The sequence below is a fragment of the Solemya elarraichensis gill symbiont genome, from assembly GCF_002021095.1.
Lineage (GTDB): Bacteria > Pseudomonadota > Gammaproteobacteria > Chromatiales > Chromatiaceae.
This window is the reverse complement of sequence record NZ_MPRK01000009.1, coordinates 1-17,673: the sequence shown is the minus strand read 5'-3', so window position 1 is coordinate 17,673 and position 17,673 is coordinate 1. Positions and strand designations below refer to the sequence as shown.

Genomic DNA, 17,673 nt, shown 5'->3' with positions numbered 1-17,673 from the left:
CCATCGCACACTCAACGGACTCAGCGGCAACCTCACAGAGGTCACGGGAGCCAGCAAAAGCGTCCCACTCGGCTGCATCTACCCCGCCTAAGCGTGACATAAAATGAATAAAAGTATCATTGCATCAACATCCCCCATGATACTCCTGCTCCTGCTTTCAGTTGTCACCACTCTAAGAGCTGAGAATCAAACAGCAACCCACTCGACCTCCGCTGGAGATGTGCAGGTCGAACAGATAGCCGGGCCATTTTCGCACCCGTGGGCACTCGCCTTTCTGCCCGGTGGCAACATACTGGTCACTGAACGCAGCGGCTCCCTGTGGCTAGTGAACACCAATGGCTCTCGATCCCTGGTAAAAGGCATTCCCAAGGTTCATTCGCAGCGACAAGGCGGCCTGCTCGACGTCGTCGCAGCCCGTGATTTCAGCAGCAGCCGGGAAATCTTTCTGAGCTACTCAGAATCCGTGGAAAAAAACAGAAGCCGTACCGCCATCGCAGTCGCCCGTCTCGGCAAACAGGGTGATCGCCTTGAGAACCTGCGCGTCATCTTCCGCCAGGCCCCGGCCGAAAGCACCAGTCACCACTACGGTTCACGTATCGTTGAAGCAGCAGATGGCAACCTGTGGGTGACGCTGGGCGATCGCGGTAACGCAAACAAGGCACAGAACATAAATAACCATATCGGCAAGGTGATTCGCATCGCACGCGATGGAACAATCCCTGGCGACAACCCCTGGAGCAATAAATCCGGCGCAGCAGAGAACTGGTCCCATGGTCACCGCAACCCCCAGGGAGCAGCGCTGGATCCGCAAACCGGTGCCCTGTGGACCGTTGAGCATGGAGCAAAAGGCGGTGACGAAATCAATCGTCCCGGCGCAGGACTTAACTACGGCTGGCCCATCATCTCCTATGGCACACACTACATTGGGCTAAAAATTGGCGAGGGCACGCACAAGCCGGGCATGCAACAGCCGGTCCACTACTGGGATCCGTCAATTGCACCATCCGGCATGATGATCTATTCAGGCACACTCTGGCCTGGGTGGAAGGGAGATATTTTCGTCGGCGCACTCAAGTACCAGCTCATCAGCCGGCTCGAGCGTGAGGGCGACAACATCAAGGGCGAAGAGAGAATTCTGAAAGGTGCCTTCGGCCGTATCCGTGATGTGCGTGAAGGGCCCAATGGCGCAATCTGGTTTCTGACCGATGAGAAGGATGGCGCCCTGTATCGCATGACACCTGAATGAGACTGCAGCTGCTCGACACCTGCTTACCCGCTGGCAATTCCAACACCTGAATAGAAAATAATTGTATGCTGCCAGAATATACTCAGCTTCTTATAAGGATTTCCAAGATGTGGCTATTTCAATGGAGTGCGGTCCTATTAACGACCGCCCTATTATCGCACAGCGTCATTGCTGCAGAGACGATGACAATCGAGCTGACATTCACTCCTGATTTGAATAATGGACGGCATGTCTATGAAACCTGCGCGGCATGCCATTTGCCGGAAGGCTGGGGCAGTAGTGATGGAGCTTATCCCCAGATTGCCGGGCAGCACCCATATGTATTGCTCAAACAACTGCTCGATATTCGTGATGGCCACAGGGAGAACTCCATAATGTACCCCTTTGTGCAGGTACGCACGATCGGCAGCTACCAGTCACTGATTGATGTCGTCACCTATATCACCAGGATGCCAATGCATCCACGGCACAAGCAGGGGCCATACAATGACTTTTCCGATGAGTACAGGCAGGGCAAACAACTCTACCAGCAATACTGCGCATCCTGTCATGAAGACGACGGCAGGGGAAAAGACGAGGCCAGGATTCCAAAGCTGTACGGGCAACATTACCCCTATGTGATGCGCCAGGTCGGCCTGATCAGGAAAGGCCTGCGCGATGTCGATCCCGTGATGAAGGGGATCGTCGATCAGTTAAGCCGGGAGGAGCTGGAGTTGATTGTCAATTATGTTTCCTGGCTCGAGATTCCCGAGGGGGAAAAAGCGCCCTCTGCCGGTTGGCGCAATACCGATTTCTACTGACAGCAGGGATATGATTGAATCATGAGTCAAAAAATCAACCGCCGTAAATTTTTACAGTCATCGGCCGCATTGGCGGCAGCTTCGGTTGCTGCTCCAGGCAGCCAGGCCAGCGAGTCGGGCAAGACTGTCGAGGCTCCTGCAATCGGACGGCACTTCTCTTCTCCTGCACCCTTGCCGGCCCAAAAAGGGCCGCGCGTGGTGATCGTTGGCGCAGGCTGGTCGGGGTTGACCATGGCCAAGTACCTGAAAAAGTTTGCCAGCGATTTTGACGTGGTGTTGCTGGACAGGAAAGAGCAGTTTGTCTCCTGCCCTATCAGTAATGCATGGATAGCAAACCAGGTGGACCTCGAATTCCTTACCCATAGCTATGTCGATGCAGCGAAGAACAACGGCTACCTGTTCATCAGCGCAATGGCTATCGACCTCGACCGGGCAGGCAAGACGCTTTACACCACCGAGGGGGCAATCACGTACGACTACCTCGTTATGGCACCCGGCATCGATTATGACTATGCACGCATCGGGGTTGAAGACCCGGAGGTCGAGCAGCAGTTGCGCATGCATTACCCGGCGGGTTTCAACAGTGCATCCGAGGTCATGGCAATCAAGCACAAGATCGAGAATTTCGATGGCGGAACACTCTTGATGACCGTGCCCACGGGCAACTATCGCTGCATGGCGGCTCCTTATGAGAGGGCCTGCATGGCGGCCGCCGTGATGAAACAGCGCAGGGTCAAGGGAAAGATTCTGTTGCTCGACGGCAATAATGGCATTCGCATCAAGGCTGACGGCTTCAGGCGCGCTTTCTCGGAATACTACGCGGATATTATCGAGTATGAATCCAGTGCTGAAATAACAGATATTCACCTGGAAGATCGAGAGATTGAGACGGAATTCGACAACTACCAGTTTGACGATGCAGTGATTTATCCGCCGATCAGGGCATCCAGGGTGCTGGAAAATTTCAGGCTCGCCGACCCGGCATCGCCTCAGAAAGAGGCTGCTATCGATCCCTACAAGTACCACCTGCTGGATGATGAACACGTCTATGTCACGGGGGACTCACGTTCACAGCCGTTTTCCAAGAGCGGCAACACTGCCCACTCCGAGGCCAAGTATGTCGCGGAGGTGATTATCGCGCATGCCAGGGGAGAGGAGATCGCCTGGCGCAGCCCGCAAACCATGTGCTTCTCCGGCGTCAAGACAGACCCGCTCGAATCCATGAGCATCATCGCATTCTACAAATTCGATGAAATGGAGAAGAGCTTTGCTTTTGACCGTGTCCACCTGATGGAGAAATGGAGCCAGCGCTCGGGACAGGCAGGCCTTGCGTGGGCGGAGGGGATGTTCAGGGATATGTTCTACAGTTAGCAACCAGGTGTGGTTCAACCAAACAAAACGCCGGTAAAAACCGGCGTTTTTTATTCGGGACGAAGAATCCGGCTCAGGTCGAAAATGAGGAGCCACATCCACAGGTCGTGGTTGCATTCGGATTACGAATAACAAACTGCGCACCCTGGAGTCCTTCGGTGTAATCAACCTCGGCACCCATCAGGTACTGCAGGCTCATCGGATCAATCAGAAGCTTGACACCATCCTTCTCAACAGCGGTATCACCCTCGTTGACATTCTCATCAAAAGTAAAGCCGTACTGAAAACCGGAACAACCGCCGCCCTGCACATAGATACGCAGCATCAGCTCTGTATTACCCTCTTCCTCGATCAGCTGGGCCACTTTAGTCGCCGCCGCCGAAGTAAATTCGAGCGGAGCCTCTTCTGCCTGTACTTCCACTTGTGACATTGTTACTACACCTTAAATCATTGTATGAAAAGCTGCTCCCGGCATAATACCGGGGCATACGATAGCGCCAATATGGCTTTTCCTACTATTTTAGTCAAGATTTTTCTATAAATCGCATTCTAACTCTACGGGTATTGACGCATATGCCGTCACTTCATCGCAGTCTCTGCCACTGTCGGCACAAAATCCTTTTCTGCTCCCTGTATTTTTTCACCCTTGCCCTCGATAAAAAAGCGGATCTTCTCCAACTCAAATGCAGGGGGATGCATAAAATGCCCCTGTACCCGCTCAAGGGTGCGAAATTCCAGCTGGTAGCCCTCTTTTGCCTTGAGACCGACATCGCTCGACAGGTAACGCTTCTCGAGACCGGCTTCATTGCCAATCAATTCATAGTGCAACTCAGCCTTGACCGGTTTATCGGAGTCGGGAAGGCGGCTGACAGCAACCTCGAAATGGTATTCGCCGATAATCTCGCTGGGCACAACCTCAATCGCACTGATATCCAGCGCAGTATCAATCGTATTGTCGCTCAACAGTTTTTTGACCAGGGCTGTCTCTTCTCTCCATTTGTGCCGTTCGGCCTGAAGCGCCTTGAGCTCCTCGCGCAGGGTTTTCGCAACCTCACGATCACTCTGGAATGAGCGCTCCATCATGATGACCTGCTGACGATAGGTGTCACGCTCCCTGGTGATCTGTTCGAGCGTTTTCTGCAGCTCGCCAACAACTTCCACAGCCTGTGCGCGGTCACGGATAACGATATCCTTTCCACCGACATTCACCTCTTCACCCATGGACCAGAAGAGCCACACAATCGCGATAAATGCGACTGAAATAGCAATTTTCGAGATCAGGTTGGCGCTCAACATGGATACGCGTCTTGCCTTTTTCTTAACCGGCTGTTCCATCAGGGCGCCAGCGCAACATGGTCAAGACCCATGCTCTCATCCAGTCCGAACATCAGGTTCATGTTGTGCACGGCTTGGCCGGCAGCCCCCTTGACCAGGTTATCTATCACCGAGAGCGCGACCACGGTATCGCCACCCTGTGGACGGTGAACTGCGATCTGGCAGCGGTTTACGCCGCGCACACTGCGTGTCTCGGGATGGGAACCCTGGGGTAGCACGTCGACGAACGGCTCGTCCGCGTAGAACTCCTCGTAGAGTGCCTGCAGATCAGTGTCTGCCGTTACCTGGCTGTAGAGCGTGGCATGGATGCCGCGAATCATCGGCAACAGGTGGGGGGTAAAGGTCATGCTGGGCTCGTCACCAATGATGCCTCCCAGTACCTGCCGAATCTCGGGTAGGTGACGGTGACCGGCAACTGCATACGCCTTGAAGCTCTCGCCGCATTCCGCCATCAGGGCAGCGACGCTGGCACCGCGGCCTGCGCCGCTGACGCCCGACTTGCAGTCTGCAATCAACGGCCCTTCAGTCAGCCCTTTCGCAGCGAGAGGCAAATAACCGAGAATGGTAGCCGTCGGATAACAGCCTGGATTGGCAACCAGCATGGCGCCACGAATCGCCTCACGATTGATTTCGGGCAATCCGTAAACAGCCTCCGACAGGAGCTCAGGAGAGGCATGCGTCATGCCATACCACTGCTCCCACACCGCACGATCACGAATACGAAAATCCGCCGCAAGGTCTATGACACGTGTATTGGCAGCAAGCAGAGCTGACGCCGACTGCATCGCCGTACCGTTAGGCGTGGCGAAAAAAACCAGGTCACAGACCTTCAGGGCATTTTCATCCGGCTCGCTGAAAGCGAGATCGATATGCCCGCGCAGGCTGGGAAAAAGATCAGCCACCGGGCGGCCGGCTTCACCACGTGATGTAATTACCTGCAGCTCCGCCTGCGGATGCATGGCCAACAAGCGCAACAACTCAACGCCCGTGTAACCTGTTCCACCAACTATACCTATCTTGATCATGTTTCCTGTCTTGTCTGTTCTGTACTTACCCGCAAGCGGCTAATAATACACCAATCCGCCTGAAATTTATCAGTTGCGGGTATGTGTTTTAGCCGGGGCAGCGGAACTTGTAACTTGCCGCAGCCGCCTGCAAACTGAGTACATGATGAACTCACTATCTCAATACAAGTCAGATAAAGTGATACCTGAAGGAAAAATCACATGGAAACCATAGACGCCATCGCGCTGATGCTCGGCGCTGCCTGGGCCTCCGGCATCAACCTCTACGCTGCAGTTCTCGTACTTGGATACATGGGGGCGACCGGCTACACGACACTGCCGCCTGCCCTCGAGGTACTGCAGGATCCGCTTGTAATGGGTATTGCCGCGCTGATGTATTTCGTCGAATTCGTTGCCGACAAGACACCCGGCGTCGATAGTGGCTGGGATGCGATACACACTTTCATTCGCATCCCGGCGGGCGCAATGATCGCCGCAGGTGCTGCTGGTGGCCTCGATATGAACCAGGCTGCCGAGTTCGGAGCACTGCTGCTTGGTGGCAGTGTTGCTGCAACCAGCCACTTTACCAAGGCAGGTTCGCGCCTGGTTATCAATACCTCACCTGAACCCGTTACCAACTGGACTGCCTCTGTAGCAGAGGACCTCGCCGTGGTTGGCGGACTGTGGACAGCGCTCAATTACCCCTTGCTGTTTATTGCCGCACTGATTCTGTTCATGCTGCTGGCGATCTGGCTACTGCCTAAAATCTGGCGTGCGATCAAGCGTATAGCTGCCAAAGTCCGCAGCTGGTTCAGCGACAAACCGGCTCCCGAACCTGAGTCTGCACCCAGCAACGAGGAGATCGCCAGGCGACTCGAGTCAAAAAGCGCTGATGAGCCCTGAGCGACACCGGTCATATTTGGTCGAAGAGTAAAATTATCCCCAACTACTTTACTCAACGCCCATTTACGCTGATACTTTCAGCCTGTCTCAAACTACTCTGAATTAATCACCTATGTTGTGGCTTAAGTCTTTCCATCTCTTTTTCATGGTCGCCTGGTTTGCAGGGCTTTTCTACCTGCCGCGTATTTTTGTCAATCACGCCATGATCGATGACCACGCCACCAGCGAGCAATTCAAGCTGATGGAGCGCAAACTCTACAAATTCATCACTCCATGGATGATTCTCAATATCGCTTTCGGCATCTGGATGCTGATTGATTATGCCTGGGCAGCCTACTCATCCATGGGTTGGCTACACCTGAAACTGGTGCTGATAGCTGGCCTGGTCGGTTACCACTTCTGGTGCGGACAAATCGTCAAGCAGTTTGCAGAGGACAGAAACAGCCGCAGCCATGTCTGGTACCGCTGGTTTAATGAAATTCCGGTCATTTTCCTGCTCGCCATCGTCCTGCTTGCGGGCCTCAAACCTTTCTGATTTTCTGTAGCTTGAGATAACACCAGGAAAATATTTTTTTCCTTTTTTATCCCCCATTCAGGCACTCCTGTTCATTCACAGCATCAAGCGCTTAACCACGCGCTTTTGCGCCTTTTCCACACCAGTTTATCCACAAGATTTCCACACCTCATTCACCAGTAAATCACCGCTTAGACACTAGATATTGTGGTTGACACTATGGAAAATGCGTATATATTGTTTTTAGTGCATTCCGCTGATCGCCCAGACGCCAAGCTTTCCACAGGGATCCACAAGATGCTGCAAATCCCTCACCGGCAAGCGGCACAGGACAAAAAAGGCGCCTGATCAGCCCGAGATCAAAGACCGCACGATAGCGGTCCGCACAAGATAGACCACTGGATAACAAAACAGACAAATTTTCCTGACTGGAGAGAGAAATAATGGCATCGACCATGTCAGCCGATACGGCTTCCAAGACGACTGCAACCGCACCAGTCGCAGAAACAGCAGAACCAGAACAGATTTCAGAAGATAACGGTCTCTACGTCATTCGACGCAACAGAAAACAGACCAGTTTTGACCCGTCAAAAATCACCGTTGCAATGACCAAGGCATTTCTTGCAGTCGAGGGCGGCAATGCTGCCACCTCTTCGCGCATTCACCAGACAGTTGCAGAACTGACTGTCCAGGTCGTCGACATCCTGACCCGCCGCAGCGACAGCGACACCCTGCATATCGAGGATATCCAGGACCAGGTCGAACTGGCCCTGATGCGCAGTGGCGAACACAAGGTTGCACGCGCCTACGTCCTCTATCGTGAAGAACAGAAGAAAAAACGTGCAGAGGATGATATTGAAGAGGGCCTCATCGATGAGAAACACATCGTTGATGTGACGCTCGCGGACGGCACCAAGGCGCCGATCGACCATGTCCGGCTGACGGCGCTGGTCAACGAGGCATGCAAGGGCCTTGAGGATGTTGACAGCCAGAAAATCATCGACGGAACATGTCGCAACCTTTTCGATGGTGTAAAGGAGAAAGACGTCGGCACAACCCTGGTCATGACCGCACGCACCATGATCGAGAGCGAACCGAATTACTCCAAGGTAGCCGCACGCCTGCTGCTCGACAACATGCGCCGCGAAGCACTCGGTTTCCTCGAAATGAACACGGCCATCGCCACCCAGGAAGAGATGGCGGATGAATACGGTGACTATTTCAGAAGCTATCTCAACAAGGCTGTCGAGCTGGAACTGGTCGACCCGCGTCTGAACCAGTACGACCTCGAAAAAATTACTGCCGCACTGGATGCGACCCGCGACCTGCAGTTCACCTATCTCGGCCTGCAGACGCTCTTCGACCGCTACTTCATCCATGACGAAGACGGCACCCGCTTTGAACTGCCGCAGGCATTCTTTATGCGCGTTGCGATGGGACTTGCGATCAACGAAATCGACCGTGAAGAGCGTGCGATCGAGTTCTACAGGCTGCTTTCTAGCTTCGATTTCATGAGTTCTACACCAACACTGTTCAACTCCGGCACCCTGCGTCCACAGCTCTCGAGCTGTTACCTGACAACGGTTCCGGATCATCTCGACGGTATCTACGGCTCCATCAAGGATAATGCACTGCTGTCGAAATTTGCCGGCGGCCTCGGCAATGACTGGAGCCGCGTACGTGGTCTTGGCTCCCACATCAAGGGGACCAACGGCAAATCCCAGGGCGTCGTGCCCTTCCTCAAGGTTGCCAACGACACTGCCGTGGCAGTCAACCAGGGCGGCAAGCGCAAAGGCGCCGTGTGTGCCTACCTTGAGACCTGGCATATCGATATCGAGGACTTCCTCGAGCTGCGTAAGAATACGGGTGACGAACGTCGCCGTACGCACGACATGAACACCGCCAACTGGATTCCCGATCTTTTCATGAAGCGTGTTGCCGAGGATGGTAACTGGACACTCTTCTCTCCAAATGAAACGCCCGATCTGCACGACCTCACCGGTCTCGAGTTCGAAGCAGCCTATACCGCATACGAAGAGAAAGCGGCAAATGGCGAGCTCAAGATCTCACGCACCCTCAAGGCCAACGACCTGTGGCGCAAGATGCTCGGCATGCTGTTCGAGACAGGTCACCCGTGGGTCACTTTCAAGGACCCGTGCAACCTGCGTTATACCAACCAGCATGCAGGTATGGTGCACAGCTCGAATCTCTGCACAGAGATCACGCTGCACACCAATGACCAGGAGATTGCAGTGTGCAACCTGGGTTCCGTCAACCTGACTCAGCACACCACTGATACAGGTCTCGACATGGCAAAGCTGGAGAAAACCATCACCACCGCGATGCGCATGCTCGACAATGTCATCGAGTACAACTACTACTCGGTTCCGCAGGCACGTAACTCAAACCTGCGTCATCGTCCTGTCGGTATGGGCATCATGGGATTCCAGGATGCACTCTACAAAATGCGTATCCCCTACTCGTCGGATGATGCTGTCCAGTTTGCAGACACCTCGATGGAGGCTGTCTCCTACTATGCCATCAAGGCATCCAGCGACCTCGCTGCAGAGCGCGGCAAGTACAACAGTTTCGAGGGCTCGCTGTGGAGCCAGGGCATCCTGCCGTATGACTCGCTGATCGGAATGAAAAAGCACCGTGGCGAACAGTATCTGCAGGTGGATGAAGGCACCACGCTCGACTGGGACAGTCTGCGCGAACAGGTCAAGCGCGTCGGCATGCGCAACTCCAACACCATGGCGATTGCACCAACTGCGACCATCTCCAATATCTGCGGAGTCAGCCAGTCGATCGAGCCGACCTACCAGAACCTGTTCGTCAAATCGAACCTCTCTGGCGAGTTCACCGTGATCAATCCCTACATGGTCAAGGACCTCAAGGAGCTTGGCCTGTGGGATGAAGTCATGGTCAACGATCTCAAGTACTACGACGGTTCAACCCAGCAGATTGACCGTATTCCGGAAGACGTCAAGGCGCTCTATGCCACGGCGTTCGAGATGGATGCGCGCTGGCTGATCGAGGCCGGTTCACGTCGCCAGAAGTGGATTGACCAGGCACAGAGCCTCAATCTCTACATGGCGGAGCCATCCGGTAAAAAGCTCGACAATCTCTACAAGCTGGCATGGGTGCGTGGCCTAAAAACCACCTACTACCTGCGTTCAATGGGCGCCACGGGTGTCGAGAAGACCTCGGATGCAGGCAGAGATGATGAAGCCAAAGCGAGCCCGCCGGAAGCACCGAAAGCATGTTCGATTCTCGATCCCGATTGTGAAGCCTGCCAATAACAATAAAGGAGATAGATGATGCTTAACTGGGATGATCCACTCTCTACACAAAAACCGGTAGTCGCCGAAGCAGAAAAAGCGACACCTGTTGCAGACAGCACAGCGGAAACGACTGTCAGCCCCATCACGGAAGCTGCCAAAAAGCCGCAGGTCAGTGCGACAGATACACTCGATCCGAGCGCCAATATCGCCCTCGGACAAAAACCGGTACGTGCAGAAGACAAGCGTGTCATTAATGGTGAAGGCGACGTCAACCAGCTGGCGCCCTTCAAGTACCCGTGGGCATGGGACTACTTTCTCAACGCCAACAAGAACCACTGGACGCCGCTCGATATCAACATGGCGCAGGATGTACACGATTATCATCACAAACTGACGCTCGAGGAGCGCCACATTTTCGAGAACGTACTCTCCTACCTGACCACCTCCGACATTCTCGCGATGCGCAACATCGGCCTCGCGGTGATGGAGAAGATGACAGCCCCCGAGCTGCAGATCTACCAGGCGCGCCAGGTCTACGAGGAGTCGCTGCACACCTGGACCTACCAGCACTGCATCGAGACCATCGGACTCGACCAGGGCGAGATCTACAACCGCTACCGTGTGGTGCCGGAGATCAATGCCAAGATCCAGGTAGCCAACCGTCGTCTCGATTCTGTGCTGCGCGCCGACATCGATCTGCATGATCCCGATGAACTGCATAATTTCGTCATGGCGTATATCTTCTTTGCCGGAATTTTCGAGGGCTGCTGGTTCTACAACGGCTTCAGCCCGATATTTGCACTACAGCGCCGCGGCCTGATGAAGGGCACAGCCGAACAGCTGCAATACATCATGCGTGACGAAGTCATGCATGCCTCGTTCGGCATCCGTGTCGCCAAGCAGATCATCAAGGAAGAGAACCTGACACTGGATACAAACGCCATCAGGGAGATGTGGGAAGAGGCGGAAGCGTGCGAGCAGGGCTATGCAGACTACCTGCTACCTGATCCAATCCTCGGCTACTCGTCTGAAGATCATATTGCCCAGTTCCGTTTTATCGCCAATCGCCGCGCACGCTCACTGCAGCTGGAAGAACCCTTTCCGGGCGCAGAGAACACCCTGCCATGGCTCGACGAGCAAGCGAATATGCGCAAGGAGAAAAACTTCTTCGAGACGCGTGTCACCGAGTACCAGACCGGCGGCGCTCTGAACTGGGATTAATACACCACGTGTGGCCGGGGATGACCCGGTCTGGATTACGGGAGAACAGTTATGCACTGTACACATTGCCACAACTCCATGATGATTGCGGAATCAATCAGGGAACGCAACACGGAACAGGTTCGCTACCAGTGCCCGGTTTGCGGACAAAGGCAGTTGATAACCAGGCTCCAGATGATTACCAGCCGCACCATGCGGCAGTCAGTCATGGTCGCTGACCCGGCCGCAGGAAAATCGCGTATTTACAGATAAGTCGTGGGGATTTGGTGGGGCCGGAGTCACCCGGGATCCCGCCATTTTTTCTGGTGATACTCAAATGAAAGCTGTCCATCTGTATCTGGATTCGCGCTATCTCCCCGCACACTCGATAGTTCAGTTTGAATTGAACTGTTGAGCCTGCGAACACTCAAAATTGCTGAACCCTTTTACATCTATCTAGGAGAAAAAGATGAAAAAAAGCCTGATTACCCTTCTTCTTACCTCGGCCATTCTGGCCTCGTGCACTGCTTTTGCGTGTAAGGGCCCAATGGGCAACCAAAAGAACATGATGGGTCAGTTCGATACAGATGAAAGTGGCACTATCTCGGAAGAAGAGTTCAACACCGGCCGTGCAGCTCGCATTGAAAAGATGGCACGTATGGGCCGTCGCATGAGAAATATGGGGCAAGCACCGATGTTCAGTGACATGGATACCGACTCCGATGGAGAGCTCAGCGCTGACGAAATGAAAGCTGCAATGGAAGCACACCGGACGAAAAGGCGTGCCATGCGCGAGAGCAGGCGTGCCATGCGCGGTCCAATGATGGAACACGGCTCCGGACGTCATCCCTACTGCAAGCATCACAAGGGCAAAGGCAAGCACATGCAGCCGCCTGCATTCGAGGATATTGATACCAACAAGGATGGCATGATCAGCCCCGAGGAATTTGCACAGCACCAGGCTGAACGACACGCTAAATAGCCCGACTCTGCAGTTTGCAACAGGGATGTTGCTACCCCGTCCGGCTGCGGGGCTTTCACCAGCAGACGGAATTGTTTACACTGTGCGCCGTTTCCCCGGCAACATCTCTTGTCGGCACAATGACATGCATTGCCGGAACGGCGATAGAGAGTGATTATCAATAATCCACGCAAAGCAATGAGAAGCCTTACACTCATTCTGACAATTCTGCTGCTAACCACAACCACGGTTGTGGCTGAGGCGTATTATCGTGTGACGGGAATCGCACTCACTGACACTCTCAATGTGCGTAAAACCGCAAGCACCAGCGCAGACAAGGCAGGTGTACTCGCTGCCGATAGCAAGTGCATCAGGGCTGAAAACTGTGCAAAAGGCTGGTGCAAAATCGATTTCGAGGAAGGCAGCGCCTATGTGTATGACCGCTATCTCGAAAAGATGAAAGATAGCTCGGTATGCAAGGCAAAAAACAGCGGACTGCCAACCCTCGAAGAGATCGCAGCAATCAGGGCAGCACTTGATGCAGAAACATCTCCAGAGACAATAAACAAAACCAGGACAGCCCTGGCCGCCCTCTCCACCCCAGACTACCTGGTCGAAATAGCCAAAAACCTGTGCAGCAAATCACTGCTTGAAAAGAAACGGGCCGCAGGAAAGTTTGTTTCGGCTGCACATATTCTATTTGCCTCCTACCAGACCTCTATAGCCGAAAAAATCAATTCAGGCTCCATCCCTCTGGTACGCATCACGACAAACAGCGCAAAGGGGCAAGTGATCGCAGACTTTTTCGGTGAAAAGGAGAAAGCCACCTCATGCCGCGTGGTATTGAGACACGCTAACGGCGCAGAACCGGGCATTTCACAGAATATCGACGCAACTGTTGCGCGTTTTATGCGCATGGGTGGAAGACTTCTTGTCGCATCAGAAACACACAACCAGGAAGCGCTGTCGGATGAAGAACCCTATGAAATCGATCTGCGCTACTATGGCAGCAGATGCAAGGACATCTACCTCAAAACCATCACGGCAAAACAGGGAAGCAGCATAAAAAGTTCTGCCCTGGAAATAGCACTTGCCGGCAGCCTGCAGGCACCAGACTACGCCTGCCTGCCACTCGATGAGATAAGGTAACAGGGCCCGGGGGTCAGTAATGCGGCGGAAGCTCAACCCCGCCGCCTGCACCATCACCCTTCTCTGCCAGTGACTCAACCTGCTCGATCAGCTGTTTCTGTCTCGACAACAGCATGTCGATCAGCCCCTGCTGCTCGATCAGGCGTGTACTCAGGGTATTGATCTCCGCTTCGTTAAAAGCAGCCTGCGTCTCCAGCTGCTCCATTCTCTCCTCTACACTTTGCATACCTGTTTTCCCTGCGTGACCGACTTGTATAAACATATTATGATACCGAATGTCTGACTGGTTTCTCTATCTGATTCGATGTGGTGACGACAGCCTCTATACAGGCATTACAACCGACATCGACAACCGCCTCGATAAACATAAGAACAATAAGGGCGCAAAATACCTGCGCGGGCGCGGTCCGATCGAACTGGCGTGGTCCAGTCGTGTTGGCGAGCGCGGGCTCGCACTCAAGCTGGAATACAGGGTCAAGCAGCTAAGCAGAAAAGAGAAACTGGCACTCATCGATGGAAGCATCCAGCTCCATGAGCTGATGCCGGATACCGAACCGAATACACTTGCCGCAAAGGAATAAAAAATGAAACTACGCAGCCTTTTTCTCACAGCCATTGTTGTGCTTGTCACAACATCACTCTCATGGGCCGAAGAGCCTTTGGAGCTGAAGCTGCAGACAGTCAAAATCAGCGACACCATTTACGCGATTATCGGACCGACAACCAACAGGGATAAAGAGAACCTCGGCAACAACGCAAACTTCGGGCTCATCATCACCGACGAAGGCGCCATCCTGATCGATTCTGGCGGTACATACCAGGGAGCAGAAATGCTCCATAACAGCATCAAGAGCATCACCGACAAACCGGTCAAGATAGTTATCAACAGCGGCGGACAGGATCACCGCTGGATGGGCAACAGCTACTTCAAGGCGCTCGGCGCCCGCCTGATAGCCAGCAGCGCGGCAGTTGAAGATCAACAGGCGCGCTCGACAGACCAACTCATCGGACTGGGCATCCTGGTTGGCGACGAGGGACTCGAAGGCACCGAGACAGTCTACGCCGACGAAACCTTTGATGAGCAAATGACGCTTGAACTGGGTGGGGAAAAAATCGAAATCTACCACGCAGGCGCAGCACATACACCGGGTGATTCCTTCATCTGGGTGCCATCACAGCAGGTCGTGTTCAGTGGCGACATCATTTACGTACAGCGCATGCTGGGAGTGGGATCGATGTCGAGCAGCAGCAGTTGGCTCGAGGTATTCGATGCGCTCGCCGCACTCGAACCAAAGCACATCGTGCCCGGTCATGGCCCGGTAACGACACTCGAACGAGCCACAAAAGTGACACGTGGCTATCTCACATTCATACGCTCTGCAGTTGGTGAATTCATGGGAAATGGCGGAACCATGGATGCCATCAGTGAAGTTGACCTGAGTAGCTATACCTATCTGGAAAACCACGAAACCCTGAATGGCCGGAATGCCCAGCAGGTCTACTCCGAACTGGAGTGGGAGTAACACACATACGGATTCAACAATGTCCTGCCAGCTGCTCTCGGTCATAGAATCGCCCCGCCATCCCAATTTCACGGCGCTGTATCAACGCCTGGATATTGAGCAGGAGATTGCGTCTTCCATCCGCAAGGCCCTCAAGCAGGTTAAGAAAGCACCGCCGGATATTCTCGTCGCCGAGTTTATCTACGGCTATGGGAACAACTATGCAGGCGTCAATATCAGTAATCTCGACGTGCTGCTGATTGCACTGCAGCGGCATCGAAAGGAGACCAAAGTAATTCTGTTTGCCGACAAGTCGGAAATCGCCCACGCTCCCAGGCTGGAGGAAATCCATCCACTCCACGCTGTGCTGCAGTTACCGCTTAACCCGACTGAATTCGAAAAAACACTGGAAGAGATCATCCCATGCCAAGAGTAATCTTTGTCGCCCTGCTCCTGCTGCTGGCCGCAGCAGCGAGCGTGCAAGCTGCATCGGTGCAGCACGCCAAGGGAGCAAAAACACAACCCGAGGTCATTTTTTACAGCGCCAGCTGGTGCGGTATCTGCAGAAGGGCAAGAAACTACTTCAACAGCCACCAGATCCCGTTCACTGAATATGACGTGGAAAAGACGCGCGAGGGTATGGATGCCTTCAGGCGTTACCGGGCACGTGGCGTGCCCTTGATCTTTGTTGACGGACAACGCATGGACGGTTTCAGCGTGGCGCGTTTTCGACAACTATACAGACCCGTGCAATGAGCACGTTTTGGGTCTATCATGCGCTCCATGCCTGAAGAGCAAAAACATCACCGCGCGATACGCAGCTACGTGCTGCGCGAGGGACGCCTGACCACGGGTCAGCAGCACGCCTTCGACAACCTGTGGCCGCAAGTGGGGAATCGATTTCGATCCGGCGCAGCCTTTTGTCACACAGCAGATTTTCGACAACAACAATCCGGTTGTGATGGAGATCGGTTTTGGCAATGGCGAGTCACTCGCCCATTATGCGCAGCACCACCCGCAAATCAATTACCTGGGTGTCGAGGTACACGGACCTGGCGTTGGTCACCTGCTGCTCAGGATCGATGAACTCGGCCTCACCAACCTGCGCCTGCTCAAGCATGATGCCGTCGAGGTGCTGCACGCCATGCCTGATGCGTGCCTGCAGGGCGTAATGCTCTTCTTTCCCGACCCCTGGCACAAGAAACGCCACCACAAGCGTCGCATTCTCAAAGCGGAGTTCGTCTCGGAACTGGCGCGCGTGATTCGCCCCGGAGGCTTTTTTCACGCCGCCACCGACTGGGAAAACTATTCTGCACAGATGATGGAAGTGCTGTCCGCATCACCCTATTTCAGTAACAGTGCCGGCGCAGGCGAGTTCTCCCCACGCCCCGATGAACGCCCGCTCACCAAGTTTGAACAGCGTGGCCAGCGACTTGGACACGGTGTCTGGGACCTGGTTTTCATCCGCAAGCATGCCTGAGCTCCGACTCGAAGGAATTTCAAACGGTTTACAGGCGCCATGGAGCCTGACGCTTGCAAGCTCGGAAACAGTCACCCTCAGCGGTCCCTCAGGCAGTGGTAAAAGCCGCTTGCTGCGTGCAATCATCGACCTCGACCCGAACACCTCTGGCGATGCCTGGATCAATGATACGCAAAGATCACTTACACCAGCCTTTGAATGGCGACGCATGGCTGGATACCTGCCTGCAGTCAGCCACTGGTGGGAAGATCACGTCAGTGCACATTTTCCGTCACGCATATCTATCGAGCTCGCCTCGCTGGGGCTCGATGCGTCCCTGTTTAAATCACCGGTATCACACCTCTCCTCCGGAGAAAAACAGCGCCTTGCGATAATCAGGCTGTTGGCTAATCAACCTCGTGCACTGCTTCTCGACGAACCGACCGCCAACCTTGATGCACACCACACCTCGGTGGTCGAAGAGCTGATCAGTGAATATCAGCAGGCAAATGCAACTCCCGTCATCTGGATTACGCATGACAAGTCACAACAGCAGCGGGTTGGCGATCGTCACTTCGAAAGCAGAAACGGAGAAATCCTTCTCGCAGCAAGCCGGCAGGAGGAGCAGTGATGAGCCTGATTATCCTGACACCATTTGACCTGGCGATCACCTCGGCACTGATTCTGATGATGGCTTTTCTCTCCTGGCGCCTGCACCTTGGCGTCGGCCGCCAGTTTCTTATCGCGGCACTGCGCAGCGCGGTGCAGCTGATCCTGCTCGGCTATGTGCTGAAAATCATCTTCGCGGAACAGGCATTCTGGATGGTTCTGCTACTCGGCAGTATTATGCTCAGCGTTGCAGGTTACGAGGTACTGTCTCGACAGCGCCGGCGCTTCAACGGCTGGTGGGGTTACGGTATTGGTGCCACTGCGATGTCGATCTCG

The 17,673-nt window shown here is 54.1% G+C and carries 20 protein-coding genes and 1 pseudogene; 17 read left to right on the top strand and 4 right to left on the bottom strand.

Annotation, left to right across the window (positions count from 1 at the left end; translation table 11 throughout):
* Positions 1 to 103: 103 nt before the first annotated feature.
* The 3 genes from BOW51_RS01215 to BOW51_RS01205 all read left to right on the top strand — a co-directional run bounded on the left by BOW51_RS01215 (position 104) and on the right by BOW51_RS01205 (position 3,417).
* On the top strand, positions 104 to 1,246 hold the full coding sequence (locus BOW51_RS01215; RefSeq protein ID WP_245828328.1) for a PQQ-dependent sugar dehydrogenase: 1,143 nt from the start codon (positions 104 to 106) through the stop codon (positions 1,244 to 1,246).
* 182 nt (positions 1,247 to 1,428) lie between these two features.
* Positions 1,429 to 2,046, top strand: a complete 618-nt coding sequence (locus BOW51_RS01210; RefSeq protein ID WP_167367204.1) for a c-type cytochrome — start codon at positions 1,429 to 1,431, stop codon at positions 2,044 to 2,046.
* A 21-nt stretch (positions 2,047 to 2,067) separates the two neighbouring features.
* Positions 2,068 to 3,417: an FAD-dependent oxidoreductase gene (locus BOW51_RS01205; RefSeq protein ID WP_078476052.1), complete on the top strand. Its 1,350-nt coding sequence runs from the start codon at positions 2,068 to 2,070 to the stop codon at positions 3,415 to 3,417.
* A gap of 73 nt (positions 3,418 to 3,490) precedes the next feature.
* On the opposite strand, the gene erpA is transcribed toward BOW51_RS01205, so the two are convergent.
* From erpA to argC, 3 genes are all read right to left on the bottom strand, one after another.
* Positions 3,491 to 3,847, bottom strand: a complete 357-nt coding sequence (gene erpA, locus BOW51_RS01200; RefSeq protein ID WP_078476051.1) for an iron-sulfur cluster insertion protein ErpA — start codon at positions 3,845 to 3,847, stop codon at positions 3,491 to 3,493.
* 149 nt (positions 3,848 to 3,996) lie between these two features.
* Positions 3,997 to 4,752, bottom strand: a complete 756-nt coding sequence (locus tag BOW51_RS01195; RefSeq protein ID WP_078476050.1) for a DUF6776 family protein — start codon at positions 4,750 to 4,752, stop codon at positions 3,997 to 3,999.
* Entirely contained in the window at positions 4,752 to 5,777 is a 1,026-nt protein-coding gene (gene argC, locus BOW51_RS01190; protein ID WP_078476049.1) for an N-acetyl-gamma-glutamyl-phosphate reductase, read from the bottom strand. The genes BOW51_RS01195 and argC overlap by 1 nt, the downstream gene beginning before the upstream one ends.
* 201 nt (positions 5,778 to 5,978) lie before the next feature.
* Between argC and BOW51_RS01185 the strand changes: the two genes are divergently transcribed.
* The 7 genes from BOW51_RS01185 to BOW51_RS01155 all read left to right on the top strand — a co-directional run bounded on the left by BOW51_RS01185 (position 5,979) and on the right by BOW51_RS01155 (position 13,767).
* Positions 5,979 to 6,659 (top strand): DUF4126 domain-containing protein, encoded by a 681-nt coding sequence (locus tag BOW51_RS01185; protein ID WP_078476048.1) that lies wholly within the window; start codon positions 5,979 to 5,981, stop codon positions 6,657 to 6,659.
* Between the two features lie 112 nt (positions 6,660 to 6,771).
* Positions 6,772 to 7,194: a CopD family protein gene (locus BOW51_RS01180; RefSeq protein WP_078476047.1), complete on the top strand. Its 423-nt coding sequence runs from the start codon at positions 6,772 to 6,774 to the stop codon at positions 7,192 to 7,194.
* A gap of 422 nt (positions 7,195 to 7,616) precedes the next feature.
* Positions 7,617 to 10,475 carry a ribonucleoside-diphosphate reductase subunit alpha gene (locus BOW51_RS01175; protein ID WP_078476046.1) on the top strand — a complete coding sequence of 953 codons (2,859 nt, stop codon included), beginning with the start codon at positions 7,617 to 7,619 and terminating at the stop codon, positions 10,473 to 10,475.
* Positions 10,476 to 10,490: 15 nt separating this feature from the next.
* Complete coding sequence (locus BOW51_RS01170) at positions 10,491 to 11,678, top strand: ribonucleotide-diphosphate reductase subunit beta (RefSeq protein ID WP_370738144.1); 1,188 nt, start codon at positions 10,491 to 10,493, stop codon at positions 11,676 to 11,678.
* 51 nt (positions 11,679 to 11,729) lie between these two features.
* On the top strand, positions 11,730 to 11,930 hold the full coding sequence (locus BOW51_RS01165; RefSeq protein ID WP_135567992.1) for a hypothetical protein: 201 nt from the start codon (positions 11,730 to 11,732) through the stop codon (positions 11,928 to 11,930).
* A gap of 196 nt (positions 11,931 to 12,126) precedes the next feature.
* A complete protein-coding gene (locus BOW51_RS01160; RefSeq protein ID WP_078476044.1) occupies positions 12,127 to 12,639 on the top strand; it encodes an EF-hand domain-containing protein in 513 nt (170 codons plus the stop codon).
* 177 nt (positions 12,640 to 12,816) lie between these two features.
* Entirely contained in the window at positions 12,817 to 13,767 is a 951-nt protein-coding gene (locus BOW51_RS01155) for an SH3 domain-containing protein (RefSeq protein WP_135567991.1), read from the top strand.
* 13 nt (positions 13,768 to 13,780) lie between these two features.
* On the opposite strand, the gene BOW51_RS01150 is transcribed toward BOW51_RS01155, so the two are convergent.
* A complete protein-coding gene (locus BOW51_RS01150; RefSeq protein ID WP_167367203.1) occupies positions 13,781 to 13,993 on the bottom strand; it encodes a SlyX family protein in 213 nt (70 codons plus the stop codon).
* 49 nt (positions 13,994 to 14,042) lie between these two features.
* Between BOW51_RS01150 and BOW51_RS01145 the strand changes: the two genes are divergently transcribed.
* The 7 genes and pseudogenes from BOW51_RS01145 to BOW51_RS01115 all read left to right on the top strand — a co-directional run.
* Positions 14,043 to 14,348: a GIY-YIG nuclease family protein gene (locus BOW51_RS01145; protein WP_078476041.1), complete on the top strand. Its 306-nt coding sequence runs from the start codon at positions 14,043 to 14,045 to the stop codon at positions 14,346 to 14,348.
* Between the two features lie 3 nt (positions 14,349 to 14,351).
* A complete protein-coding gene (locus BOW51_RS01140; protein WP_078476040.1) occupies positions 14,352 to 15,290 on the top strand; it encodes an MBL fold metallo-hydrolase in 939 nt (312 codons plus the stop codon).
* 19 nt (positions 15,291 to 15,309) lie between these two features.
* On the top strand, positions 15,310 to 15,705 hold the full coding sequence (locus BOW51_RS01135; RefSeq protein ID WP_078476039.1) for a hypothetical protein: 396 nt from the start codon (positions 15,310 to 15,312) through the stop codon (positions 15,703 to 15,705).
* Positions 15,693 to 16,025: a glutaredoxin family protein gene (locus tag BOW51_RS01130; protein WP_078476038.1), complete on the top strand. Its 333-nt coding sequence runs from the start codon at positions 15,693 to 15,695 to the stop codon at positions 16,023 to 16,025. The genes BOW51_RS01135 and BOW51_RS01130 overlap by 13 nt, the downstream gene beginning before the upstream one ends.
* 18 nt (positions 16,026 to 16,043) lie before the next feature.
* Positions 16,044 to 16,749, top strand: a pseudogene (gene trmB / locus BOW51_RS01125) (tRNA (guanosine(46)-N7)-methyltransferase TrmB).
* Positions 16,742 to 17,359 carry an ABC transporter ATP-binding protein gene (locus BOW51_RS01120; protein ID WP_078476037.1) on the top strand — a complete coding sequence of 206 codons (618 nt, stop codon included), beginning with the start codon at positions 16,742 to 16,744 and terminating at the stop codon, positions 17,357 to 17,359. Before trmB ends, BOW51_RS01120 begins: the two are co-directional and overlap by 8 nt.
* The coding region (locus tag BOW51_RS01115; RefSeq protein ID WP_167367202.1) for an ABC transporter permease at positions 17,359 to 17,673 on the top strand (315 nt) is incomplete at its 3' end. The genes BOW51_RS01120 and BOW51_RS01115, both read left to right, overlap by 1 nt.